This is a genomic window from uncultured Hymenobacter sp. (genome assembly GCF_964242765.1).
Taxonomy (GTDB): domain Bacteria; phylum Bacteroidota; class Bacteroidia; order Cytophagales; family Hymenobacteraceae; genus Hymenobacter.
In genome coordinates this window covers 17,598-43,321 of record NZ_CAXTBM010000037.1, presented here as the reverse complement: position 1 = coordinate 43,321, position 25,724 = coordinate 17,598, and the positions used below count along the sequence as shown (strand labels likewise).

Below are 25,724 nucleotides of genomic sequence, written 5' to 3'. Positions count from 1 at the left end.
CGGCGAGAAAATCATTAGCGCAGTTTTAAAGTAACCAAGGTCAAGACAGCCAGCATGATGCCCACAATCCAGAAGCGCGACACGATTTTAGATTCGTGGTAGCCTAGCTTCTGGTAGTGGTGGTGCAGCGGCGACATGCGCAGCAGGCGTTTGCCTTCGCCGTATTTGCGCCGCGTGTATTTGAAGTAGCTTACCTGCACCATCACCGACAAGCTTTCCACCAAAAACACGCCGCACAGCACCGGAATCAGCAGCTCTTTGCGCACAATCAGGGCCAGTACGGCAATGATGCCACCAATAGCCAACGAGCCCGTATCGCCCATGAACACTTGCGCCGGATACGAATTGTACCACAGAAAGCCCACGCAGGCCCCCACGAAAGCGGTACAGAAAATAACCAGCTCGCCTGAGTTCGGAATGAACATGATGTCGAGGTAATCAGCCAAGAAAGCGTTACCACTCACGAAGCAGAAAACCGCCAGTGTGGTCCCAATAATAGCCGAAGTACCCGCCGCTAGTCCGTCGAGTCCATCGGTGAGGTTGGCCCCGTTGCTCACGGCTGTGATGATGAGGATGACAATCGGGATGTAGAAGAAGGCGTAGTACTCGTTGAAGAAGTCGCCGGCGGTGGCAAATAAGTCGCCGTAGTTCAACTCGTTGTTCTTCAGGAAGGGAACCGTGGTAATCATCAGCTTCACATCCTGATACACCTTGCTGGCATCCACGGCCGACAGTTGGCCATCGGCCAGCAGATATTGCCGCACAGTTACATCGTTGGAAAAAAACAGCACCCAACCCACCGTGAGGCCAAGTCCTACCTGGCCCATAATCTTGAAGCGCCCGGCCAAGCCTTCCTTGTCCTTCTTTACTACCTTAATATAATCGTCGACAAAGCCAATCAGCCCAAGCCAAACCGTGCTGAGCAGCATGAGCACGATGTAGATATTATCGAGCTTGGCAAACAGCAAAACCGGCACCAGAATAGCCAGCAGAATAATAAGGCCGCCCATAGTTGGCGTGCCTTTCTTCGCAAGCTGGCCTTCTAACCCTAAGTCGCGCACTGTCTCACCAATCTGAGCACGTTGCAACACCCGAATCAAGGGCTTGCCGAAGAATTGTGCAATAATGAGAGAGGTAACTACCGCCAGTGCTGCCCGGAACGTAATGTATTGAAACACGCCCGTTCCCGGTATGTGGTGCACTTTGTAGAGATAGTTGAAGAGATAATAAAGCATGAGCGCAGGGTTAGCAGATTGCAGTCAAAAAATGGGCAAGCTGCAAAGATTCCAGTTTTTTAAGGTCAAGCAAGCGTTGTGTTTTTGCAGATTTTCATTAATGGCTCCTTATTTTCCAAGTTGCTCAAACATCTCCTTGAGCACTTTTTTATCATCGAATTCAGCACGGACGCCCTTTACTTCCTGGTAGGTTTCGTGGCCTTTGCCAGCAACTAGCACAATGTCACCGGGGCCGGCGAGCAGCACCGCAGCCCGGATGGCTTCGCGCCGGTCGGGAATGGTAACGACTTTCATTAAGTCCTGCGCCTTGACGCCGGCTTGCATTTCGGTTAGGATTGCCAGCGGATCTTCGAAGCGCGGATTATCGGCCGTGAGTACTACCCGGTCGGAACCCTGACAGGCGAGGTTGGCCATGACCGGCCGTTTGCCAGCGTCGCGGTTGCCGCCGCAGCCCACCACCGTAATTACCTGCTGGCTTGGCTGGCGGATGTCGGCAATAGTATCGAGCACATTTTCTAGCGCGTCGGGCGTGTGAGCGTAGTCAATAATGCCCGTGACATGAGTCTTGAGCGATACAATCGGCTCGAATCGGCCGGGCGCCGAAAGCAACCCCGAAAGCACCGTCAGTACCTCCGACGAATCTTCGCCTAGCAACACGGCCGCGCCATACACGGCTAGCAAATTGTAGGCATTGAAGACCCCAATCAAGCGAAACTGCACCTCACGGCCGTCCACTTCTAAGTACAAGCCATGCACCGCATTTTCAAGCAACTTGCCCCTGAAGGTGGCGGCTCCGCGCAAGGAATACGTTTCGCGGCGGGCAGCCGTGTTTTGCAGCATCACCAGACCCCGCTTATCGTCGGCGTTGGTGAGGGCAAAAGCCGACTTCGGTAGCTGATCGAAAAAGCCTTTTTTGGCTTTCAGATAGTTATCGAAGGTACCGTGGTAATCGAGGTGGTCGTGGGTGAGGTTGGTGAAGATACCCCCGGCAAAGCGCAGCGCCGTGGTGCGATGCTGCACCACCGCGTGCGAGCTAACCTCCATGCAGGCATGGGTGCAACCGGCTTTTACCATGCGAGCCAGCAGCTCGTTTAGCCGAATGGCATCGGGGGTGGTGTGCGTAGCTGGAATTACTTCCTCGTCAATCTGGTTTTGCACCGTGCTAAGCAGGCCGGTGTGGTAGCCTAGCTCCCGCAGCAGTTTGTGCAACAGCGTGGCGCAGGTGGTTTTGCCATTGGTACCCGTTACGCCAATCAGCTGCAAGCTCCGCGACGGGTGCCCGTAGAATGCCGCTGCCATGTGTGCCATTGCCTCGGCTGAGTCGGGCACCTGCACGTACGTGGTGCCGGGTTCCAGCGTGGCCGGCAGACTTTCGCAGATAATAGCCGATACGCCTTGCTGCACTGCATTCGCAATGAAGTGGTGGCCGTCGGTGGCCGCGCCGCGCAACGCGAAAAATACGAAGCCGGGAGCGGCTTGCCGCGAATCGAGCGTGAGGGCCTGCACGGGCACGTCGGTAGCGCCGTGCTGGTTTAGCACGGTTACGTCGGCCAGCAGGGCGAAGAGAGGGGGCGTTATTTCTTTATCAGTCGACAAGGTTGTTCTGTGTTTTTTAGCCCGCAGTGGGCGCTGAGGGTTGCGCAGAAGACGCTGTTTAGGCTTTCTTGGGTTTACTGGTGGCTGCCTGCTGCGTTATCTGCGTTGGTCTTTTCGATGCTTTGCTCTCCGCTTGCTTGGGCTTGGCAGGAGCAGTTGGTTTGCTCTCCGCTTTGCGAGGCTCTGGCTTTTTATCTTCTGGTTTCTTTGCCTCGTTTGAGGAAACTGCGCCTTTTCTGGCCGCTAGCCGAACTTTAGCCGTGGCTGCCAGCTCGCGCGTTTTAGCTTCCAAATCGGTGTCTACGGGAGTCAAGAGCTTGTTCTCGGCTAGCTGACTAGGCGCAGGCGCTACCAGCGGCGCAGGTGCAGCCGTGGAGCGTTGCCCAATGGGTTGCAGCGCCAGCGTAACTACGGTGCCGCGCCGTGCTGGCGAACCAGCTTCCACTGATTGCGTTTTCACGCGGCCAGTCCCGATGGCACGCACCCGCAGGCCACGGTTTTCGAGCAGGAATAGGGCGTCGCGCAACGTTAGGCCGTGTACGTCGGGCACTCGGCCGGGGCGTACGGCCAGCGGCTGCAACGCTAAGGCATCGGCGCCACTATCAGCTTTAGTTGGCACGCGTACCCAATCTTCATCAGGCGTTGCCGTTTCGTTTTTCACCCCGATTTTCTCGAATACCAGCCGCAATTCGTCTTGCATACCCGCTTGCACCACCGGCGTTTTGGCCCGGTTGATGGGCGTGCGAGCCAGCACCGGCCGCTGAGAGGCAGCATCACGCGCCATGGCTTTGTCGGCCACTTCGCGGAACACCGGCGCCGCCACGTCGGCGCCGTAGATGCGGCCTTTCTTGGGCGAGTCAACCACTACAATGCACGAATACTTCGGTTTGTCGGCCGGGAAATAGCCGCAGAAGCTAGTGGAGTAGGTGCGGGTGTACGCGCCGTTCTTGAATTTCCAAGCCGTACCGGTTTTGCCGGCAATGGTGTAATCTTCGGAGCGGATACCGCGGGCCGTACCCTCGGTCACGACGCCTTCCATCATGGCCTTCACTTTAGCCAGCGTCTCATCGGAGCAGATTTTGGGGTTGAGCACCACCGGCTCGAAACGCTCCAGTACCTTATCCACCTGCTTGATTTCCTTCACAATGATGGGCTGCACCTTCACGCCGCCATTAGCCACGGCGTTGTAGAAGGCCAGCGTTTGGAGCGGAGCCAGCTTCAGTTCGTAGCCGATGCTCATGGTGGTGAGCGACGTACGGCTCCAAGAGCGGTCCTGCGGGTCTTTCACATACGGGCGGGCCTCGCCAGCCATCTGGAAGCCGAGCGGCTTGTGCAGCCCGAACCGCTTTAGGTAGTCGGTGTACTTGCCGGGGTTCTTGCTGAACTGCCGATCTACAAGCACTGCCACCCCGATATTGCTGGACTTCTCGAACACCTGCTTCACCGTAATCTTGCCGTAGCCGTGCGAGTCGGTCTTCACGGCCCCACCGATGTACATGCGGCCGTTGCCGGTGTCTACCACTTCGTCGAGCGTCATGTCGGGGTTGTCTTCCAGCACGGCCATTAACGAGGCCAGCTTGAACGTAGAACCCGGCTCGGTACGCCCCTGGTCGGCAATGGCGTAGTTGTAGTCTTCGCGGTAGATGCCCTCGTCCACTTTGCCTAGGTTGGCTACGGCTTTGATTTCGCCGGTCTGCACCTCCATCAGAATCACGCAGCCATACTGCGCGTTGTTGTCCACCAGCGATTTGTAGAGGGCGTTTTCGGCTACGTCCTGAAGGTTGATATCGAGTGTAGTCTTGACGTCGTAGCCATCAATAGGCTTGATTTCGGTGCCGTCGTAGATAGGCTTGTTGCCGCCGGGCAGGCGCTCAAACAAGGCTTCGCCGTCTTTGCCGGCTAGGTGGCGGTTGAAGGTAAACTCCAGGCCTGCTCCGTTCTTGTCTTCGTTGATGAAGCCGATAGTGCGCTGCGCCAACCCACCGAAAGGGCGGAAGCGCTTATCCACCTTCTCGAAAATAACGCCGCCTTTGTTTTTGCCCGCCCGGAAGATGGGCCAAGCCGCAATTTCTTTCTTCTCCTGAAAATTGATTTGCCGCGAGTTCAGCCGTACGTACCGCACGTGCGCCTTTGGGTTGTGCGCATTCTTGAGCTTGCGCTTATATTCCTCTTTGGTTCTATCACCGAAGAACCGTGATAATAATAGCGCCAGAGAATCCACCTTATTATCAAAAAGCTGAGGATCTACTACGCTCGGGTCCCATGCCACTCGGAAAAAGGGCAGCGAAGTTGCCATGATGCTTTTGCCATCATCGGCCACGATGGAGCCACGGGTAGCAAACACGGGCTGATATACCACGCGCCGCTCCTGCTCCAAAGCGCGCCACTTCTCCCCTTCCTTGAACTGGATGTTGCCGACCTTCCAGATAATGGCAGCCGAAAACAGACAGACGCCCAAAAACGCCAGCCGTACCCGGGTTACGATGGATTTCTTAACGCTTCCTTTCATTGCGACGAGTGCTGTTAGCAGGTTGGGAAGCGGCCGGCTGCTCTGTCGCCGGCTCGCCGGTGGCATCCGTCCCGATAGGCACGGGCGGCGCACCTACTTCAATATTCAACGAGTCGATAGGCGCTACGGGCACGGCGTGGCGTAGCGAATCGCGCAGGGCGCGGGCCGCCAACGAATCGGCGGTCAGGATGGGCACTAGGTCCAGGGCCGCCTCATCAAGGCGACCGGAGGGAACCTCAATACGGAACGGCGGCGACGAGCTTTCGATCAAGCCGTAGGCGGCCACCTTGCGGGCTACCTCGCTCTGCTTGCTGGCCTCCATGTAGTCGGACTTCAGAGTGGTGTAGTCGGCGCGCAAGTCTTCGGTTTCCAGCTTCAACTTCTGAATGGCGCGGTTCATCCGGGTGGCGTAGTGCGTGTTGCCGATGTACACCAAAATCAGAAACATCACGAACAGCACGTGCGGCAGGTAGCGCACCGGCAACCCCTCCCGAAACAGCCCGTCCATGCGCGTAACGCGCTCCAGCAGCGTGAACACGCTCCAAGAGCTGCGCGGACCCACCGGACGCGTTGGCCGGGGCGCTTTGGGCTCGGGTTGTGGCTTCTTGAACTCTGGCTCGGGCGTCGGCATCACTACCGGCTCAGGCGCAGCCACAAACTCTGGCACCACAGCACGAGGTGCGTTGGTGCGAGGCTGCTTAGCGACGGGTTTTACAGTATTGGTTGCCACTCGGTTGTTTTATGGTTGGTTGCTGCGCAGAGCGCAGAAAATATCAGGACACAGGTCTTTCAGCCTTTTCGAACGGCCACCCGCAGCTTTGCGCTCCGGGCTCGGCTGTTGGCGGCCACTTCTTCGGCCGAAGCCTCCACGGGTTTGCGGGTTACTACGTCGAAGGGTTGGTTGGTATTGCCAAAGAGGTCTTTTTCCGCTTCGCCAAAGAATTTGCCCTTGGCCATGAAATTCTTCACTAGTCGGTCTTCCAAGGAATGATAGCTCATCACTACTAGGCGCCCACCGGGGCGAAGCACCTGCGCAGTGGCTGACAACATTTCTTGTAAGGCCTCCATTTCTTCGTTAGCCTCGATGCGCAGCGCTTGAAAAACCTGCGCCAAGTACTTGTTTTCCTTGCCACGCGGCGTACAGCTAGAAATAGCCTTCTTCAGTTCGGCAATGGTGTTGATGCTTTGTCCGCGCCGGGCCGAAACCACCGTTTGGGCCAGCGTGCGGGCGTTGGTTACTTCGCCGTACATGCCGAAAATGCGGTGCAAGTCGGCCTCCGGGTAGTCGTTGATGATGTCGGCGGCGGTGGGGCCGTCTTCGGCGTTCATGCGCATGTCCAGCGGCCCGTCAAAACGGGTACTGAAGCCCCGCTCCGGTGTATCGAACTGGTGCGACGACACGCCCAAATCAGCCAGCAAGCCATCCAAGGGCAATGCGTTGCGGTTCTTTAGCTCGGTATACAGCTCCCGGAAGTTAGCCCGCACGAAAGTGAACTGCGGGCGCGCCAGCTTCTCGGCTTCGCGTTCAGCATCGGCATCTTGGTCGAAGCTGTAGAGGTGGCCGGTGGTCAGGTGATCCAATATGCGAGCCGAATGGCCGCCACCACCGAAGGTCACGTCTACGTAGCGGCCGTCGGGTTGCAGGTTGAGCGCCTCTAGGCACTCGCGCAGCATCACCGGGCGGTGGTAAGCAGCATCGTTGAGGTAGTCGGGATTTGTGCTCATGCGGCCAGGGGGCCGCCAGGGCCATTTTCAGTGGTAAGAAATTTTTGGGCCAGCTTCGAGAAGCTCTGCTGGTCCTTGATCAGGTACTCATCATAGCGAACAGGGTCCCAGATTTCGCACCGGTTGCCTAGCCCCACAATAATGGCTTCCTTCTCGATGCCCGAGTAGCGGACCATGGTTCGGGGCAGCATAAACCGCCCGATGGTATCTAATTCTACCTCCGTCATGCCCCGGAAGAAGTTACGCTGAAACTGACGGTACTCTTCGTTGAATTCGTCGAGTGCCATCACCTTATCGTGAATAATGCGCCACGACTCCCGCGGGTACAGCACCAGACAAGGTTCAAACCCACGCACCAACACGAGCTGGTTGCCCGAGGCTTCCGGCAAGTTGCCTTTCACCTTGGCCGGCAGCACTAGCCGCCCTTTCGGGTCCAGCTTGCATTCGTATTCGCCGGAGAGCAGGTTCATGGATTGAGGCAGGGCAGTAGGGAGGGATGTTAGCAAAAGTACACAATGCCCTAGAAAAGGCAACCACGATTTACCATTTTCTACCACTATTCAAAAAAGCTGTTTCCAAGCAATGGATGCAGTTTTCAGCACTTAACTAAAGATTTTAGCCAAGGTTATGAGAGGGCTAAAAGCCTGTTTTGACAGAATGTCAGTACAATAAATCAACCACTAGATATTGCCTGCTAGAAGTACTACTGCAGAGCTTACACTATGAAACCAGGCCTTACCAAAAGCTAACCTCCATAGGAATCAGCCGCACGATAAAATGGACTGCTTAACTAAAGAGCCAGCTAGTTGAGACGCCTGCGGCTTGCTTCATTGCATTAGCAATGTTTACCCATCAACTTCATTCCCAATGTCAGCCGTATTCCGCACCTTTTGGCTAGCGCGGTGGTTTGTATCTTTGTGCAGATGAAGCGTCCTCTCTCCCATCGGTTGTTCAGCACGTTGCTGGCTTTGCTCGTTCTCGCCGCCTCGGTGGGGATGACGGTGCAGCAGCATACCTGCCATCTGAGTGGAAGCCGGACGGCCTCGATTATCTTCTCAACGCCGCAGCACCGCTGCCTGGCTCCCAAGCCAGCCTCTGAGCGGCACGCCCATTCCAGCCAAGCACAACTGAAAGTTGCTTGCTGCGACTTCAGTGCTCATCTGCACAAGCTGGATGCGCCCACATCAGGGATTGTGTGGGCGAAGCTGCTGCCTTCGCCATTTGTGGCTCCGTGGTGGCCAACTCCAACCTGGCCGGCCTTGCCCCCTGCCCTGCTGATTACGCAGGCCGATGCTTGGCATGCCGCCGACAGTTCGCCCCCGTTGCGGGCAGGGCGGGTTCTGCTTTCCTTTATTGGAATGCTGGTTGTTTAACATTCATTCCACGCTAGCCCTGAATGCTGGCGCATGAGAAGCCGCGCACTATAGCACTCGGCTATTTTCCTCCGGAATGAATGTTAACTTACTAGTACTATGCAACTTCCTTTGAGGCCACGCCTTACCGCTACCCTTGGCTTGCTGCTGAGTGGCTCGGTTGCTGCGCTGGCCCAATCATCTACTGACCTGTTGGCCCCCGTGCGGGGCCAGGTGACGGACGCTACGGCGGCCAAGCCGTTGCCGGGCGCCGTGATCCGCTGGCTTGGCACCACCGATGCCGCCACCACCGACAATGCCGGCGGCTTTGCGCTGCCACGGCCTGCTCGCGCCCAAGACAACCGTTTAATTATCAACGCCCTCGGCTACGGTGCCGATACCGTTGCCGTAGCTACCACTGGCAGCCCGTACGTGCGGGTAGCACTGCGGCCAAGTGCTGAGCTAGGCGAAGTTAAAGTGGAAGGCCGTGCGCCTTCTTATTCCTCTCTTACGCCCACCAACACGCAGGTTATCACCAGCCGAGACTTAACGAAATCGGCTTGCTGCAACCTGGCGGAAAGCTTTGAAACCAACGCCGCCGTAGAGGTTTCAACCACCGATGCCGTATCCGGGGCCAAGCAGATCCAGTTGCTCGGGCTTGATGGCGCCTACTCGTTGCTGACTGTCGACAATCTGCCGGCTTTGCGTGGTCTCTCTACCCCGTACCGCCTCAATTATCTGTCCGGCACCTGGATTGAGAGCATCGACATCATCAAGGGCATGGGCTCGGTGGTGAACGGCTACGAAAGCATTTCGGGCCAAGTAAACGTACGCCTCAAAGAGCCAGACAAAGCAGAGCGTTTGCTGTTCAATGCCTATGGCAACGACCTCGGCAAGTTCGACCTCAACCTGAATCTGGCTACGCCCCTGAGCAAGAAGGTATCGACTACTCTGCTACTGCACTCCGACCACCTAGGCCGCCGCGTCGACCGGAACAAGGACGGGTTTATGGACTTGCCCTTGGCCACGCAGTACAACGTGTTCAACAAGTGGAAGTACCTGTCGGGCAAAGGACTAGTGACGGAAATTGGATTGGGGGCGCTACGCGAAACCCGGGAAGGCGGGCAGTTAAGCTTCCGACCCGGTGCAGACGATGCGTATCGACAGAGCTACGGCTTTACCAACCGCACGAATCGGTACACGGGCTTCGCGAAAACCTCGTATACCTGGCCAGGACGCCCTTATCAAAGCCTCGGGCTGTTGCTGAGCGGCACCCACCACAACTTCAACTCCACGTATTCTTACAAGCAGGCCCCGTTCGAGCCGCGGCAGTACGACGGTACCCAGCGCACCGGCCTTGCCACGCTGCTCTTTCAGAGCGTGCTAGGCACCACGGCGCACACTTACCGCGTGGGTTTAAGCTATTTGCACGACAACTACCAGGAGGTATTTTGCAATGGCATCAACTATCTGAATGAGACGCCGGAGGCGCGCTATGCTCGGGAGCACCGCAACCGCCTAGAGAACGTGCCCGGTGGTTTTGCGGAGTATACCTACCAAAACTCGCGCAATCTGACCTTGGTCGGTGGCCTGCGCCTCGACCGGCACAACCTCTACGGCTGGCAGCTCACGCCTCGCTTCAATTTGAAGTATGATGCCACCAAAAACTCGGTGCTGCGCCTGGCGGCCGGTACGGGCTTCCGGGTAGCTAACCCTATTGCTGACAATATTGGCTCGTTGCTCAGCTCCCGCGAATTCGTAATTGCGCCAAATCTGCGCCCTGAAAAAGCCTGGAACGTCGGCGGCAGCGTCACGCAGTACTTCATAGTGGCCGGCCGCAATGCCACTTTCGTGACCGACTACTACCACACCGAGTTCCAGAACCAAGCAGTAGTCGATATGTACACCGTGCCTAGCTTGCTGCTGATAAACAACCTAGAGCCCGGTGGCCGCTCCTTCTCGCGGAGTTTCCAGGCCGAAGTGCAGGTGGAACCCGTCAAAGGCCTCACGACAAAAGCGGCTTATAAATACCTGGACGTGAAAACTTCTTACGAAGGTCAGTTGCTGCGCCGCCCCATGACGGTACCACACCGGCTGTTCTTCAACGTAGGGTACGCAACTGCCTTCGATAAATGGCGGGCCGACTTCACCGTGCAAGCCTTTGGGCAACGCCCCTTAGCGCCGCACCCAAATGAAGCAGGGCACCAGCACGGCGCCGGCCAGATGACTCTGCCCTATTCGCCGCGCTTTGCCCTGCTCAACACGCAACTCACGCGCGCTTTCAAACGCTTCGAGGTGTACGCCGGGGTTGAAAACCTAACCAATTACCGCCAAAACAACCCTATTCAAAACGCCGCTACGCCTTTCGAGCAAGGTTTTGATGCGGCTATGGTTTATGGCCCCACGTATGGCCGCCTGACTTATGCTGGGCTGCGTTTTCGGCTAGAGTAGTACCCGGCAAATCAGTCACTAATATTAGAAACGGCACAGTTTTCGTCTTTTCTTTCGTTGTCTTTCTCAAGCTTTTCCGCGCTTCAGCGCTAACCTTTGTATCCTATGAAATCCTTCAAAACCTTCCTGCTGGCCCTGTTCACACTGCTGACAACTCAGGTGGCACAAGCACAAACTGCTCCTAAGTCGAAAGCAAAAACCGCTGGCACCGAGCAAGTACAGATGAAGACCTCCGCTGTCTGCGACATGTGCAAGACTCGTCTCGAAAAAGCCATGGCCTATGAAAAGGGCGTGCAGGCCGCCGTTCTGGATGTGCCTACGCAGGTGCTCACCGTCACCTACCGCCCCGATAAGACCTCGCCGGAAAACCTGCGCACCGCCGTGCAAAAAACCGGTTACGACGCCGACACTCAGCCCGCCGACGCCCGCGCCTACGACCATCTGCCGGACTGCTGCAAGAAAACCAACGCAGTACACACCAGCGAAGGCAGCAAGTAGTAGCCTACCAAGCATAGACGCAACGTAATAAAAAAGGCTCTTCTGTAGTAGGAGAGCCTTTTTTATTACGCAGCGTCTTATTTAGCTATTAGGTTTGCTTGGCCGAGCCAACACTCCAAGCTTACTTGGTTTGCCACAGCCGCCACCACGGCAAATAGGGCTGGTCGTGGTGCTCGTAGTGGTACCCGAAAAAGTAGCAGCTCACAAAAGCCCATAAGTGGTGACGAAACTGGCTGCGCGACTTGTGCGGATTATCGGGGGCATGTTCGCCGCGGTGCGGTAAATAGGTGCCGAAGAAAAACAGCTGTAGCGTGGCCAAAACGGCGGGTATCATCCAGAAGGCAATAACATTCACCTGCGGGAAATACAGCTTCAACACGTTGTAAGTGGCGGCCATCAACAGCACTTGCCACACGGTTACATAGTTCCAGGCGAAGCGCACAAACCACGGCAGAAAGCCGGGATGATGGCCGTCGTGGAAGTCAGGGTCATCGTCGGTGCCGACGTGGCGGTGGTGCTGGTGGTGCTTGGGCAGCATCTGGGGAAACCAGTTGAAGGCAAACAAACCCGCCGCTACCGTGCCTAAAACGTTGTTTAGGCGCTTGTTCGGACTCACCACTCCGTGCATGGCGTCGTGCGCCGTAATGAAAAGGCCAGTGTAGAGGTGAGTTTGCAGCAACGCCAACAGATACGGCCCGGGAGTAGTCCAGTCGGGCTGATAGGCTGCCAACAGAAACGCTAGTAGTCCCGCCCAAGCTCCCATAAGCAACAGTGCTGCTGCCACGCCCTTGTAGCCAAGCGGCGCGGGCTTAATCCTTGAGGGAGAGTAGCTTACTGACTGCGTAAGGGGAACCATAACGTGAAGTTAACTCAGGAAAAGTGGCGAAAACAGCCTCACTTAGCTGCTTAATTACGCCGCAGCCACAGGATACGTTCAGCACTCATCTCACAAAAATACTTCTAGCTGTTGGTCTTTTATAGCGCTAACAGCGCGTCGCGGACTTGCTCCATCAGCCACATAGGCGTGCTGGTAGCGCCGCAGATACCCACCGACTGCCCCGGCTGGAACCACTTCGGGCAAATTTCTTCCACCTTGGAAATAAAGTGCGTCGCCGGATTCGTATCCTTGCAGACTTGGTAAAGCACTTTGCCGTTCGAGCTTTTCGTGCCCGACACAAACACAATCTGGTCGTATTGCTCGGCGAATCGGCGTAGGTCTTTGTCGCGGTTGCTTACCTGCCGGCAGATGGTGTCGTTGGCATTGATTTGGTAGCCACGCTGCTCGAGTTCACCTTTGATGCGGTAGAACGAGTCAGTGCTTTTGGTGGTCTGGCTGTAGAGCGTGATGTTGGACGGCAGCTCGTGACGCAGTAATTCATCGAGGCTCTCAAATACCACGGCATTACCGCTGGTTTGACCCAAAAGGCCGCGCACCTCGGCATGACCGTGCTTGCCGTAAATGAAAATCTTTTCTTGCTTGTCGTAGCTGGTTTTGATGCGGTTTTGCAGCTTAAGCACCACCGGGCAAGAGGCATCAATAAGCGTCAGGTTGTTTTCGAGCGCCATTTGATACGTACTCGGTGGCTCACCGTGCGCCCGAATCAAGACAGCCTCGTTACGAAGCTGCTCGAACTGCTCGTACCCGATAATGCGCAGACCCCGTTTTTCCAGGCGCTGCACTTCTTCATCGTTGTGCACGATGTCGCCTAGGCAATACAAGTAGCCTTGTTCTTCGAGGATGTCTTCGGCCATCTGAATGGCATAGATAACGCCGAAGCAAAAGCCGGAATTAGGGTCGATACGGACGCTCAGGTGTTGCGGCATAACGCAGGAATAACCGCGGATGGGGTCGGAAGGTTATGAGGTTGTTGTTTAGCTGACCACAAAAAATACGCAATCTTACTTGAAACCGGATGTAGGCCCGATGGTTCAGCTTACATGCGCCTAAATACGTGCTGGCCTTCGAGGTCCTGAATCAGTTGCTCGTCCAGCGGACTATCTTTCAATACCGCGTTATCAAGCCAGAAAGCGGAGTTGTAAGGCCGGGCCATCACTTGCTGTAAATCTTTGCTTTTGCGAGGTACATCAGCATACGCATGCCCAGACAAGCGCGGCGTGTACTGATAGAAAAAGAAGTTGCCCGCTACATGCGTGCTGTCAACTTTACCATTGGCGTGCCGCGTTACCAGCCTGCACTGCGCGCGGGTACTGGCCAAGCGCGTAAGCGAATCAGCCACCGGCGTATAATCCGATACCACCCGAAAAGCGTCCGATTCAATGTGCGTGCCGGGAACACCGTTCAGGCTGAGCAGGCTACTCGCCGAAAACAGCATTTCCCGTCGGTGCAGGGCCGCCGTCTGCCGATCAATATAGAGCAGACCGCTAGGAGCCGTTTTGGTTACGCTCATTTTCGGCTCGAAGTAGATGACGGCCAGTTCTCGCCCCTGGCTGGTCTGGATTTCCTTGAGCGTAAAATCAAATTGCTGTAGCGCCTGCGGCCCGAGCGGGGTTAGCAGTTTCGCACGCGCGGGGTGGGTAATGAACGTGGGCAGCACCACCCGAATAATAGCCGAAAAATTGGTAAACGTGAAGCCGCCCGGCCGCACAGCGTAGCGGCTCTCGCCTAAGTCCCACCCTTCTATCTGCCGGTTGTTGAACTTGACATCATAAAAGGCATCGAAAAATTCGCAGTACGTCCCGTTGTGGCGGGTTTTCTGGCGGTAGAAAGCCTTGCCGTAATAGGCTTGTTTTTCGTGCCGAAGCAGTTTGGCCGAAGCCCGCTGCACCAGTTCTCGCGCTTCCGATTCGGGGTTGCGGACCCGTACTTCTGGCAAGGCCACCGCATTGGCCGGCAGCACCACCGTTAAAGGCGTGGCGGTAGTGCTTACCTGCACCGTAGTGGGCGCGTAGCCGATGCAAAGCACTTCCAGTTGCTGCGGCAACGACGAAACCCGCAAGCTGAATTCGCCTGCTTCGTTGGTGGCGGTGCCTTGTTGACTGCCTTTCACGCCCACGCTGGCATAAGGGACCGGCCGCTGCAACTCGTCCACGACTTGCCCCGTCAAGGTGACGCTCTGCGCTAATACAAGCTGCCCTGCTAGCAATAGGGCACTAAACAGAAGTGGCAGCTTCATTAGGTTGAAGTTTGTAGCAAAATCCTGGTCTGCGCTGTGCGGCGGTTACTCTTGAGTATCCTTCCTGCTCTTGCGTGGCTTTGTTCAACAAAAAACTCAACCATTGCGTGTTTGCGGTTGCCGGAAAATAAGGTTAACCGCTTGTAGTTTACAGCCAACCAGGCAAAAAAGAAGCTCCCAATTGGGAGCTTCTACCATGGAGAGGCGCTACGGCTAGAGTTGGGTCAGCTTCTGCGCATCAGCTTCGGAAATGTGGCCTCGGTCGACCATAAAGTTGCGTACTAGCCCGAATGATTCGGGGTCGAGGCCGGACTTGGGATGCTGGAGCAACGTGTTCAGCAAGAACTGTCGGTCTTCGTCAACATGCTGGCTTAAACCAAGAAAAGAGGGCAGGTTGCTTTCCACGCTAAGGCGCAGAAAACGTATTTCGGCACTGTTGGCATCTAATTTTATTGCCTCATCAAACTGCTTCGCAGCGTTCTGCACGTACGTTAGCTTGTTGAACATCGAGGCGTCGCGGGCCCGGATGGCTTCGGCGGCCGCCTTGTAGGCCAGCACCACAGCGTCTTGCTGACGGTAAGCGGACATTAGCTGGTAAAACTTCTCGCCGGCTTCTTTGCTGGTAGCAGCCTCTTGGTATTGACGGCGCAGATTGGAAACAGAATAGGGCATTTTTTCAATTAAAAGCGGAGAATCAAAAATCAAGGAAGGCTGCGCCGGAGCCGGGGTAGTTTTTAATTCAGAAAGCGAAATAAGACCAGCAACAAGGAAAAGGCAGCGACGGAAATACGGCTTCACTTAGCAGAAGATTCGTGGATGAATGGGCTGTCGTTGTGTTACCAAGCAACGTATTAAATTGCTCGAAGGCGGTAACGAAAGTACGAACCCATCAGCAAAAGCAGCTTGGTGTTGTCGGGGACGCGCACCCGCTCTCCCAAAATCCGTGCCGCCGACAGCTGCCGAATCTTGTGAAATAGCTTGAGGTAATATACATAGGCCAGGTACACCCCAAGCCGGGCCGAGCGGGGCAGTTGCATGATACCCACGTACGCGGCATCAAAATCGGCCCGGATATCCGCCTCGATTTCCTGCTTTGTACCATCATCAAACCGCTCGTACGTGACGCCGGGAAAGTACACCCGACCCCGCTCGTCGTAGTCGGAACGAATGTCGCGCAGAAAGTTCACCTTCTGAAACGCCGAGCCTAGCCGCCGCGCCGGCTCCCGCAGCCGCTGGAACATAGCCTCGTCGCCCTCGCAAAAAATGCGCAAGCACATCAGTCCCACCACTTCCGCCGAGCCGTAGATGTACTTCTCGTAAAGAGACTGGTTGTAGCTGCGGTCGTCGAGGTCCATTTCCATGCTATACAGAAAGGCATCGATGAACTCTCGGTCGATGTTGTAGGTGTGCACTACATCCTGAAACGCGTGCAGTACAGGGTTCAAGCTTATTTTTCGCGCCAGGGCTTCGTCCGTCTGCCGTTTGAAATCAGTGAATAGCGCCGCCTTGTCGTGGTCGTGGAAGGTATCCACGATTTCATCGGCCCACCGCACGAAGCCATACACGGCATACACTGGCAGGTGAAACCGCCCTTCGAGCGTGCGGATGCCGAGCGTAAAAGACGTGCTGTAGCGCTGCGTGATGAGTTTGCTGCACGCACGGCTGGTTTCAGTGAATAATGCGACGTGGTCCAAGGTGGGAGTTAGTAACTGAGTGGCTGAGTGAAGATAAATAGAACTCTCTATTCTGGTAGAAAGAAGTAAAAGCGTCCTCAGTGCGCCAGTTCAGGCACCACAGGCTTTTTCAAAACAGGAAACTCCTTCTCTATTTCTCCGGCCACTACCTGGCCGGAAATCAGGGAGGGCGGCACACCTGGGCCGGGCACGGTTAGCTGGCCAGTAAAGTACAGGTTGCTCACCTTATTGCTTTTAAGGGAGGGCTTCAGAATAGCCGTTTGGCGCAAAGTATTAGCCAAGCCGTACGCATTGCCCTTGTAGCTATGATAGTCCTGTACGAAATCCTGGTGGGCGTAGCTGCGCTTGAACACCACCGCGTCGCGGATGCTGTGGCCGCAATGGCGCTCCAACCGATCCATGATGAGGTGGTAGTAGTGCTCCCGCGTCTGCTCCGGGTCGGGCAAATTGGGCGCCACCGGAATCAGCAGGAAGAGGTTTTCGCAGCCGGGAGGTGCCACGCTTGGGTCCGTTACGCTGGGCGTGGAGGCATAGAACAGCGGGCGGCTCGGCCACTTGGGTTGCTCGTATATCTCCTCGGCGTGCAGCGCGAAGTCTTCGTCGAAAAACAGATTGTGATGGCGCAGCTTGTCGAGCCGCTTGTTCACACCCAAATAAAACAGCAACGACGACGGCGCCATGGTACGCTTGTCCCAGTAGGCTTCGCTGTAGTGGCGCCACGCGGGGGCCAACAGGTGCTGCTCGGCGTGGTGATAGTCGGCGCCGGCTACTACGATGTCGGCGGGGCGGAAGCCGGTGGCGGTTTGTACGCCGGTGGCGCGGCCGTTTTCCACTTCTATCTGCTGCACTTCTTGGTTGTATTCCAGGGTTACGCCCTGCTCTTGCGCCAGCTTCACCATGCCTTCCACTATCTTGTGCATGCCGCCCATGGGGTACCAGGTGCCCAGCGCCAAGTCGGCGTAGTTCATGAGCGAGTACAGGGCGGGCGTGTTTTCGGAAGTGGCCCCCAGGAAAAGAATTGGAAACTCGACCAGCTCCAACAAACGCGAATCCTTGAAGAATTTGCGCACGTGCTTGTGCATACTTTGCAATAAATCGAGCCGCAGGGCATCTATCAGCAGGCGCGGATCGGCAAACTCTAGCAAAGAGCGGCCGGGCATGTGCACGAATTTGCCGATGCCAACTTCATACTTATAGGCGGCCTGCCGCAGAAACTCATCGAGCCGGGCGGCGCTACCGGGTTCGTAGCGCTCAAACAACGCCCGTAGCTCGCTCATGGCCGCTGGAATATCTACCGCCTCGGGCCCCTTGAAAACCACCTGATACGACGGGTCGAGCCGGACCAAATCGTAGTAATCAGCTACTTTCTTGCCGAAGCGGGCGAAATATTGCTCGAAAATGTCCGGCATCCAGTACCAGCTCGGCCCCATATCAAAGGTGAAGCCCTCGGCTTTGAACACCCTAGCCCGGCCGCCGGGCCCTTCGTTCTTTTCCAGAACCGTAACGCGGTAGCCGCGCTGCGCCAACGAAGTAGCCGCCGACAGGCCCGCGAAACCGGACCCGATAACAATCACATGTTTACTCACAGAGTCGAATCACTGATTTGCGCTGTATTTATTTGATTTCGCTGACGCTACTCCCGCAAAGGTGAAGAATCAAGCCGTAACCCGCTGGCTGTTGCCAGGTAGCAGGCATTGTAGCCGAACAGCATTCCTAAGATACCGGCGAAGGCAGCAGAGGTTTTAATTAACTCGTTGATCGGTGAAATAAGCTTGCCTTATGCCGAACTGCGGTAAAACAAACCGGGCCGCGAACAGCGCCATATCAGCGTCGTTCGCGGCCCGTGATACGCCCGGGGCGGGGTATACTCTCTCCCTATTCCCTACTCGCCGGGGGCGTATGTCTTAAGCGCATCCTTTAGCTCCTTGCGGGCAATGTGAATGCGGTTTTTGACGGTGCCAATCGGAATTTGCAGCTTCTCCGCAATTTCCAGGTACTTATAGCCAATGTAGTACATCATGAACGGCGTCCGGTAATCGGCCGACAAGCCAGCAATGGCTTGGTTGATGTCCGTTACTACGAAGTCGGAGGTAGCACCGTTGTGGGTAATGTAATTTTCGTCGGTGTTGAAGTACTGAAAGTACTCTGTGCTGTCAATGTTGCTGTTGCGCTTCGTTATCTTATTGTAATTGTTGATAAACGTGTTGCGCATGATGGTATACAACCAGGCTTTCAAGTTGGTACCAGCTTTAAACTTGTCTTTGTTCAATAACGCTTTAAGCAAAGTCTCCTGTACTAGATCCTTCGCATCATCAGCGTCGCGGGTCAGGTTCATCGCCACGGGCTTTAGAGAGTAAGAAATCTTCTGTACTTGACTGGTAAATTCCAAAGAGGTCATACTGTTTAGCTTTTCGTGGCAAAAGGTTAAACAAATATACGAGCCAAATTTAAAGTCGGGTAACGCTGCGTCAACTATTTTTCGTCCCCCTCCCAACTGCTTGTATAGCGTTAAGCAAAGTACGAAGCGCCTGATTATCAGGACAATTTACCACGAATAAAATTCAGCAGTGCTCGGTTTTGCATGCTTCGCTATATTCCTAAAACGCTCGATAAACGTTTGTTTATCCTAGACAAAAGCAGGTTTTATTGAGATAAAATCTCAGCTAGAAATTTCCTTTAAACAGGTTAATTTTTTGTTACTCCTTGGTCTTTGCTACTAGTTGAAGCTCGTCGGCTAAGGCTAAAAACTCGGGCATGTACCGAAAACGAGTAGCATTGACTGGCATTTCCAACCCCTCCATATGGGCTAAAGGCCCATAAAAGCACAGCAGTTTGTCGGGACCCAGAACCGCTAGGCTACTTATAAAATCCTGTATCTGGTCTCGCTCGGGAAGGGCTGTCATCACGGTACACAGCGCATACGGCTGGTAGGTAGCACAAACGGCTTGCAGTTCTTTGGTAGGCAAGTTTTGACCTAAATACAGCACGTGTTGCCCTCGCGCACGCAAAGCGTAGTTCATAAACAACAAGGCCAGCTCGTGCATCTCCCCTTCCGGCAGAAACAACACCCACCGATGCGTTGAGGTAGGCTGCACCGAGGCGAGGCTATCGGTGGCAGCTATCATCTTTTGGCGCACCAGATTGGTAACCAAGTGTTCTTGCGCCGGATTCACGCTGCCGGCTTGCCACATGACCCCTATGCGCTGCAAAAACGGATACACTACGTGCATAACCGCCGCCTCGAAACCCAACTGCTGCGTGGCTAGGTTAAGCAAATAGCTGAGTTGGGGCTCGTTCATGTCAAGCATAGCAGCCAACAGACTGTTTACTTGCTGACAATAGTTATGCGCGTCTTCGTTGCAGGATATAACTGCTTGGCACAGTTCTTCTTCGCTAAGCTGCGCAACTTTGGAGATGCGGTAGCCCTGCCCGCAAAGGGTCGCTACATTCAGGAGCCGACGCAGATCATCATCGCAATAGGTCCGGATGTTGGTAGCGGTGCGCACGGGCCGCAAAATGCCGTAGCGCTGCTCCCACATGCGGATAGTATGCGCCTTAATGCCAGAAAGCTGCTCTAGGTCACTGATTGAAAATTGTCCCACGGCTAGCTATCCTTTCTTTCCAACTGCTTGCTCATGCTCGTACCAGCGGGCTGCCGCAGCGTGCGCGCAGGGGCTGGCTTGCGCAAGGCCAGCACAAAGTAGCGCGGCGACACCCACAGCATGCCAAACTCTTCGGAGTTGTCGCGGCTGGTGGTTTTATGATGCATTTTGTGCGCCATATTCAAAGCGCGCAAGTATGTGTTGCGCGATTTACGCCAGAAGCGCATCCGCCCATGAATCAGCACGTCGTGCACGAAAAAGTACACCGTACCATACGCCGCAATGCCCACTCCCATCCAGAAGCGAAAATCCTTTTCGGGAGTGCCATACACGATAAGCAGCGCCGAAAGGGCACCGTAGAACAGAAAGAAAAAATCGTTACGCTCGAAATGGTGCGGATGCCGCACATGGTGCGAGCGGTGCAGAAACCACAATGGCCCATGCAACACAAACTTGTGCATGAACCACGCAATAAATTCCATTCCGAGAAAAGTAGCCGCGGTAGTGGCTACGGCTGCCGTTGTTGTCATATAGCTCAGCTAACCACAGGAAGAGGCAGATGTTTGAAAGATTTACAGAGAGCAAGGCGCAAAAAAGCAAAAACAGTAGCCCTATCTGCCTTTCTGTGGGTTTCGCAAAGCCAGTATCCGCTGTTCAACTCGCAGTATAGCAAGCTAAGCGGCGAATAGCAGCGTGCGAAAGAGGCTCGCTCTCGAAAGTAACTTATAGACCTACAGAGGCTAGTTTAGTTTTCCCAGTTCATCTTTTCCTTCGCTAGGAAGGCGGCAATACCCCGGCGGCAGTCCAGAGAGCCACGCGCTTCGGCGTTCATTTGCGCGGCGTAGCGTAAGCTGTCTTCCAGCGGCATTTCCGGTATGCGAGCCAACATTTCCTTGGTTAGCTCCATGCTGTGGCTGGAATTTTCGACGCACAGCCGCCGGGCGAAAGTGTAAACGTGCGCTGCAAGCGCTTCGGCAGGCACCACCTCATTGATAAGGTGTAAGTCCAGGGCTTTGGGAGCTAGAACAGCGTCGCCGGTGAGCAGGAATTGCTTGGTACGCGCCTCCCCAATTTTGCGCAGCAAAAATACGCTGACGATAGCGGGCAAAAAACCGATCTTCACTTCGGTGTAGCCAAACCGAGCTTCGGGCACGGCAAAAGCGAAGTCGCAAATAGTAGCCAGGCCGCAACCGCCGGCTAGTGCGTGGCCTTGCACCTGGGCAATCACCACTTTTTTGAGGGTGTAAATCTGGTGGAATAGCTGCATCAGGTGCGTGGAATCGGCCAGATTATCGGTGTAGCCGAAGCTTTGCAGCTCCTGAATATAGGCCAAGTCGGCACCGGCGCAAAAGGCTTCGCCTTCGGCTCGTAACACAATTACTTTGCAGGCTTCATCGTCTTCTGCAAAATCGAAGGCCAGCTTCAACTCGGTTACCATCTCGGCGCTGAGGGCATTGCGTTTTTCGGGACGATGGAGGGTGATATAACCAATGGCGTCTTGCGCCTCGTAGCGGATGAAGCGCAAGGCTTCCAGCTCTTGGGTGGGCATGTTATCCATGGAATTCCGGGTTATGACAACGGTGAGAAACGGCGTGCGGCTAGTAGGGCAAAGCCCCACAGCCGGACAGCACGGATTTAAATCAGCATCAACCAAACCTAACGAAAAGGAAGCGCTCTTAAAACTATATAGCGAGCAAGCAAGCAAACCGGTTTCGGTGGGGTTTAGTTTGCGGGCGTTATCGAGGACAGCTTATGAACATAGGCCCCTTGCGTTGTGAGGTCATATGTTTGCCAGCCAGTCACTTGCAGTTTAGAACGCAGCAATGTAACGTACCAAGATTTGCAGGAAGAATCGAAAATAATTGTCGGCGTGGTCCCGAAAACGGCGGCCAGGGTTTCGGGCCAGACGCGGGCATTGCGACGCAGCACCACTAGGTCTACGCGGCTAGGTTGACGGGCGCCCTCAAGACGGCCCGACACAAACGCCACGCGCACCCCGCGCCATACTGCTAGCACCACGCCGCTACTATCCATGCTTTCAACGGGTACTGAACTACCTTGCCAGCCGGTGTGGTAGTTCACTTGCCGGGCCTCTCGCTCAATGGTGCCGGGCACAATGCGGTACGTACGCTCGGTTTCGTTTAGCGGCAACGAATCAACGGTTACAACGTGCGCGGCCGCGCCCTGCCAGAAGCCTACCACCGACCTGCGGGGAATGCTGTAGAAAATCAGGCGCTCATCGGGAGCGAGGCGCCGCGTTGCCCATACGCGGCTGCCAGCAAACACCAGCATCAACCCGCACGCCATTCCGAGCCACGCCAGATGTCGCCGGGCCAGAAACGCCAGCAGCACCAGAATCAGGGCGAAAATCAGCCAGGCTTGCGGCGCCGTAACGTGCACGCCGGCAATCAGCGCGTTGGGCATGGTCCGCCCAATCCAGAAGATATACTCATTGAATAGCCAGATCATCCGTTCGAATACCCACGCTACTCCGCTCGGAACGATGTCGAGCAACCCGGCCAATTCCGACGAAATCAGTCCGATGAAGGCCACAACGCCTTTGAGTACGAGTAGCCCGAGCCCCACATACACGGCGCCCGAGGAAATGGGCACGGCCACGAGGTTGGAGAACAGAAAGCTGAGCGGGAACTGATGGAAGTAGTAAAGGCCCAAGGGAAACGTAGCCACCTGTGCCGCCAACGACAACGCTGTGGCTTGCCAGATTTTGTCGAGAACGAACCCGGAAGCTTTCCAGAAGCGCTGCGTCGCTTTAGATTGCCAAGGCCGCTGCTTGGTTTGGAAATAGCCTTTTACCTCAAACCAAGCGGCAATGCGCGGCTGCAAGTACACGATGCTGATAACAGCCAGAAAGGATAGCTGAAAGCCTACGTCGCAGAGCAAATACGGGTCATAGCACAGGAGGCAGAAAGCGGCCACGGCCAACGTGTTGAACATGTTGGTTTGCCGGCCGCTGGCCCGGGCCACAATGATGAACGTGAACATAACCGCCGCCCGCAGCACCGAGGCCGATAAGCCCGTCAGGAACGCATAGCTCCAAATAATTCCTAGCCCCAGCAACGCCGACACCAGCCGGAACATTGGCCCCCGGCGGCCCGGAGCGAAACCCAGCATCCACGTCACGGCCCCGAACAGCAGTCCTACCTGCAAGCCCGATACGGCCATGATGTGGGTGGTACCGGTGTTGGCGTAGGCCTGCTTGGTTTCCTGATCTACCTCGTCTTTGATGCCCAGCACCAGTGCCGAAGCTAAAGCATACTCGCGCTTGGCGTGGACGTAATGCCGGAATACGCCATCGAGCACTCGGGCGGCCCGCATGGCCACTGCCCGCAGGGCGTTGGGCGGGGCCGTGGCTATTTTACGGTATTGGTCGGGGTGGATGAATTGCTGGTGGTAGACCTGATGATACGCCAGATAGCGGCGGTAGTCGAACTCGCCGGGATTAAGCGGGGCTTTACTCGGCGCGGGCCCACCCCGCACCAGCCATACGTCGCCGTAGAGAGGGGCTACCAGGCCTGAATCGCGCGGCACGGAAACGCGAATGCCACCCACGGCCGACTGCCACTTCCCTCCTACCCGCACCGCCGAAACCCGCACCGTAGTAGCGTAGGTAGCAGGCCGCACCACCGTATAGTCGTCTACCACGCCGCGGTAGAACTCTATCCTGTCGCGGAACTGGTACAAGTGGCTCGCCGCCAGAGACTCGGTAGCCTGCTGCGTCAGGGCTACCCCGGCCACGTACACCGTCATTACTGCCAGCAGACCCGCCGCATCGGTGGCTGCGGCCCCCCGCTGCCGACTCGCCCAGTACTGAACAAGCCCAAAAAGAACCGCCAGACCCACCAACAACCCCAGTAGCGGCGGAAGCAGCTCCCCGAAATAGAGGTACGTTAGAATGCCCGCCATCAGGGCTAGCACCAGACGCACAAAGGCGTAGGAGGCCCAATGAAGTATAGAAGTCACAAGGCTAACACATTATAAACACAATACAATAAGACCCTAATACCTTATAAATATAGCAGAGCCTTGCTTGATTAACACCCCAACAAGAGGCTATCAATGCAGGGGCCGTCAGGCTTACGAAGTGTTATAGCTTTACTGTGCTTTTGCTTGCTTACTAGTTTGCTTGTTTTTCGGGCAGAATATCCTGTGAGTGGCTAGCTAAGCATTTTACTTTAATTCTAGTAGATGGGCATGAGCATCGTTTGCTTTATTTCCATCGGCCGGAACATACGTATCGATTACTCTACCAGCCTGCGCTAAATGTTTCACGAACCGTTCGGCCCCGTATCCCTCTCTGAAGTCATGACCATTATAATACCAAGCGGGCTCACCTGCATAATCGCCCTGATTCATATCCATGAGGCTATAAATCACCCATGCTCGCTTTTGGTTAGGTAGCGCCTTAAGATCAGCATCCACCTTCGCGAAAAATTCGGGGTAACTATGAACGCTATGCCGATGATCTTTCCCTATTACCCCGTCGAACTTGAGTGCATTAGCAGCTTTATAATATTTGTACCCTGCCACCCCATTCCAATACACATACACAGCATCACCGGCTCGGTACTTAGTGTTAACGTACTGTAGAGCCTCCCGGTAATACGACATTTTATAGCCGCCAAGTAAGTAAGGAGTCGTGGTGTTGATTAGTAGGTTTTTCAGTGCACCAGCTAAAAGCAGCAAGGCCAGCCCGTAGCTCACGTACTTGAGAAAAGCGGTTTTATTTCTGAGGTAATCACAGCCGCCCGCCAGCAACAAGGCAACCAGTGGGGCGAGATAGACCGTCATCCTTTCGTGGAAAGGGTAGAGTTTAAGGGAAGAAGCAACGACGGCTATTCCCAGTATAGCAGCGAGCAGTCCAAGGTATCTTTTGTTTTGTTTGAAATAATACAAGGTTCCAAGGCTGGCCAACACAACCGGAACAATAGTCATCCGCTCGATAAAGCGCCCCGTATTGGTGTGATTGCCTAAGTTGTTGATCCACGTTAAGCCGAGCGGATAATCGAAGAAAGCGAATGCCTTACGCACCAGCCACGTAACGCCACTCACTGGCTGGAGCGGAAAATAGCCATCGAACTTGACGAAGAAATACACCAGCCAGCCCGCATCGGACCCCTCCTTTGCGAACAACAGATAGCTAAGCACGAAGCTCACCAGCCACATACCGAAGGGAATTGCCAAGCGAAAGGCAACTTGCCAATTACCCTTTAGCACCTGGTAAATGCTAGTCGCAAGTGCTATACCGGCTAGTACAAAGATGCTCGGGTACGACAGCCACACGGCAATGCTGCCCCCAAGCCCCCACCACACCAGCTTCTTTACGGTGGTTTCGTGCTGGTAGCGGACGTAAAGCCATAAAACCAGGACCGTAGTGAATAGGTCTACTCCGTAGGGTTTGGCCTCTACCGAATGGTGAATAATTGGCGAGGCAAATGCTAACAGCGCCAGCGCCACCAACGCCCCGAAAGGTTTCAAGAAATAGCGCGCGACGGGCAAAAACAAGAACAAGGCAGCAATACCCGTCAGCAAAGAACACAAGCGCAGCGCTAGTTCCGTATTACCAAAGAGCACCACAAATAGGTGCGATAGTAATAAGTACCCAATCGGCGCCTTTTGCATGTAGGGCAAGGGCTGAGAGAGTAACTCCTGAAAGCTCATATCCACTATGCCCGCCGACAGATAGATTTCATCCGTCCACAACGAGCGGTTATAGAAGTAATGAAACAGGCGGAAGACAATGCCTAAAAAGAGAATACAGCCCGTGGCAACGAGATAGAATTCCAACTGTTTTTGCTTCGGAAAAGTCCCGATGGCCGGCCGGAGTTGAGCTAACATAGTATTGGGTTAAAAGCTAATCAATCTTTGTTTTCGGTAAAATACAAAGATAAAATTAACTTTTTCCAATAT

21 protein-coding genes are annotated in these 25,724 nt (G+C 55.1%); 3 read left to right on the top strand and 18 right to left on the bottom strand.

From position 1 onward, the window contains the following. Positions 1–14 precede the first annotated feature (14 nt). From mraY to mraZ, 6 genes are all read right to left on the bottom strand, one after another. Positions 15–1,235 (bottom strand): phospho-N-acetylmuramoyl-pentapeptide-transferase, encoded by a 1,221-nt coding sequence (mraY, locus tag ACFE7X_RS15695; RefSeq protein WP_375436628.1) that lies wholly within the window; start codon positions 1,233–1,235, stop codon positions 15–17. Positions 1,236–1,343: 108 nt separating this feature from the next. Beyond that, the gene (locus ACFE7X_RS15690; RefSeq protein WP_375436627.1) at positions 1,344–2,831 is read right to left on the bottom strand and encodes a UDP-N-acetylmuramoyl-L-alanyl-D-glutamate--2,6-diaminopimelate ligase; all 1,488 of its coding nucleotides are present in this window, start codon (positions 2,829–2,831) and stop codon (positions 1,344–1,346) included. A 58-nt stretch (positions 2,832–2,889) separates the two neighbouring features. Further along, on the bottom strand, positions 2,890–5,340 hold the full coding sequence (locus ACFE7X_RS15685; RefSeq protein ID WP_375436626.1) for a penicillin-binding protein: 2,451 nt from the start codon (positions 5,338–5,340) through the stop codon (positions 2,890–2,892). Continuing rightward, on the bottom strand, positions 5,324–6,070 hold the full coding sequence (locus tag ACFE7X_RS15680; protein ID WP_375436625.1) for an FtsL-like putative cell division protein: 747 nt from the start codon (positions 6,068–6,070) through the stop codon (positions 5,324–5,326). The genes ACFE7X_RS15685 and ACFE7X_RS15680 overlap by 17 nt, the downstream gene beginning before the upstream one ends. A gap of 59 nt (positions 6,071–6,129) precedes the next feature. Next, positions 6,130–7,065 carry a 16S rRNA (cytosine(1402)-N(4))-methyltransferase RsmH gene (gene rsmH, locus ACFE7X_RS15675; protein WP_375436624.1) on the bottom strand — a complete coding sequence of 312 codons (936 nt, stop codon included), beginning with the start codon at positions 7,063–7,065 and terminating at the stop codon, positions 6,130–6,132. After that, positions 7,062–7,535 (bottom strand): division/cell wall cluster transcriptional repressor MraZ, encoded by a 474-nt coding sequence (gene mraZ, locus ACFE7X_RS15670; protein WP_375436623.1) that lies wholly within the window; start codon positions 7,533–7,535, stop codon positions 7,062–7,064. The genes rsmH and mraZ overlap by 4 nt, the downstream gene beginning before the upstream one ends. A gap of 453 nt (positions 7,536–7,988) precedes the next feature. Here mraZ and ACFE7X_RS15665 point away from each other — a divergent pair, with 453 nt between their 5' ends. The 3 genes from ACFE7X_RS15665 to ACFE7X_RS15655 all read left to right on the top strand — a co-directional run bounded on the left by ACFE7X_RS15665 (position 7,989) and on the right by ACFE7X_RS15655 (position 11,366). Further along, on the top strand, positions 7,989–8,438 hold the full coding sequence (locus ACFE7X_RS15665; protein ID WP_375436622.1) for a hypothetical protein: 450 nt from the start codon (positions 7,989–7,991) through the stop codon (positions 8,436–8,438). Positions 8,439–8,537: 99 nt separating this feature from the next. Next, positions 8,538–10,868, top strand: coding sequence for a TonB-dependent receptor domain-containing protein (locus ACFE7X_RS15660; RefSeq protein ID WP_375436621.1), 2,331 nt, complete (start codon positions 8,538–8,540; stop codon positions 10,866–10,868). A gap of 105 nt (positions 10,869–10,973) precedes the next feature. Next, positions 10,974–11,366, top strand: coding sequence for a heavy-metal-associated domain-containing protein (locus tag ACFE7X_RS15655; protein WP_375436620.1), 393 nt, complete (start codon positions 10,974–10,976; stop codon positions 11,364–11,366). Positions 11,367–11,487: 121 nt separating this feature from the next. Here ACFE7X_RS15655 and ACFE7X_RS15650 read toward each other — a convergent pair whose 3' ends face one another. The 12 genes from ACFE7X_RS15650 to ACFE7X_RS15595 form a co-directional block, all read right to left on the bottom strand. Next, positions 11,488–12,222 (bottom strand): fatty acid desaturase, encoded by a 735-nt coding sequence (locus ACFE7X_RS15650; protein ID WP_375436619.1) that lies wholly within the window; start codon positions 12,220–12,222, stop codon positions 11,488–11,490. Between the two features lie 119 nt (positions 12,223–12,341). Next, positions 12,342–13,190 (bottom strand): 4-hydroxy-3-methylbut-2-enyl diphosphate reductase, encoded by an 849-nt coding sequence (locus tag ACFE7X_RS15645; protein WP_375436618.1) that lies wholly within the window; start codon positions 13,188–13,190, stop codon positions 12,342–12,344. Between the two features lie 110 nt (positions 13,191–13,300). Beyond that, a complete protein-coding gene (locus ACFE7X_RS15640; protein ID WP_375436617.1) occupies positions 13,301–14,500 on the bottom strand; it encodes a carboxypeptidase-like regulatory domain-containing protein in 1,200 nt (399 codons plus the stop codon). 213 nt (positions 14,501–14,713) lie between these two features. Then, the gene (locus ACFE7X_RS15635; protein ID WP_375436616.1) at positions 14,714–15,172 is read right to left on the bottom strand and encodes a hypothetical protein; all 459 of its coding nucleotides are present in this window, start codon (positions 15,170–15,172) and stop codon (positions 14,714–14,716) included. 179 nt (positions 15,173–15,351) lie between these two features. Further along, positions 15,352–16,194, bottom strand: coding sequence for a phytoene/squalene synthase family protein (locus ACFE7X_RS15630; protein WP_375436615.1), 843 nt, complete (start codon positions 16,192–16,194; stop codon positions 15,352–15,354). A gap of 77 nt (positions 16,195–16,271) precedes the next feature. Further along, entirely contained in the window at positions 16,272–17,780 is a 1,509-nt protein-coding gene (locus ACFE7X_RS15625; RefSeq protein ID WP_375436614.1) for a phytoene desaturase family protein, read from the bottom strand. A 296-nt stretch (positions 17,781–18,076) separates the two neighbouring features. Then, a complete protein-coding gene (locus ACFE7X_RS15620; RefSeq protein WP_022823815.1) occupies positions 18,077–18,592 on the bottom strand; it encodes a sigma-70 family RNA polymerase sigma factor in 516 nt (171 codons plus the stop codon). Between the two features lie 298 nt (positions 18,593–18,890). After that, positions 18,891–19,796 carry a MerR family transcriptional regulator gene (locus tag ACFE7X_RS15615; protein WP_375436613.1) on the bottom strand — a complete coding sequence of 302 codons (906 nt, stop codon included), beginning with the start codon at positions 19,794–19,796 and terminating at the stop codon, positions 18,891–18,893. Between the two features lie 2 nt (positions 19,797–19,798). Continuing rightward, the gene (locus ACFE7X_RS15610) at positions 19,799–20,326 is read right to left on the bottom strand and encodes a fatty acid hydroxylase (protein ID WP_375436612.1); all 528 of its coding nucleotides are present in this window, start codon (positions 20,324–20,326) and stop codon (positions 19,799–19,801) included. A gap of 215 nt (positions 20,327–20,541) precedes the next feature. After that, a complete protein-coding gene (locus ACFE7X_RS15605) occupies positions 20,542–21,354 on the bottom strand; it encodes an enoyl-CoA hydratase/isomerase family protein (RefSeq protein ID WP_375436611.1) in 813 nt (270 codons plus the stop codon). Between the two features lie 164 nt (positions 21,355–21,518). Continuing rightward, positions 21,519–23,777, bottom strand: coding sequence for a ComEC/Rec2 family competence protein (locus ACFE7X_RS15600; protein ID WP_375436610.1), 2,259 nt, complete (start codon positions 23,775–23,777; stop codon positions 21,519–21,521). A 207-nt stretch (positions 23,778–23,984) separates the two neighbouring features. Beyond that, positions 23,985–25,652 carry a glycosyltransferase family 39 protein gene (locus ACFE7X_RS15595; RefSeq protein WP_375436609.1) on the bottom strand — a complete coding sequence of 556 codons (1,668 nt, stop codon included), beginning with the start codon at positions 25,650–25,652 and terminating at the stop codon, positions 23,985–23,987. Between the last annotated feature and the right edge of the window lie 72 nt (positions 25,653–25,724).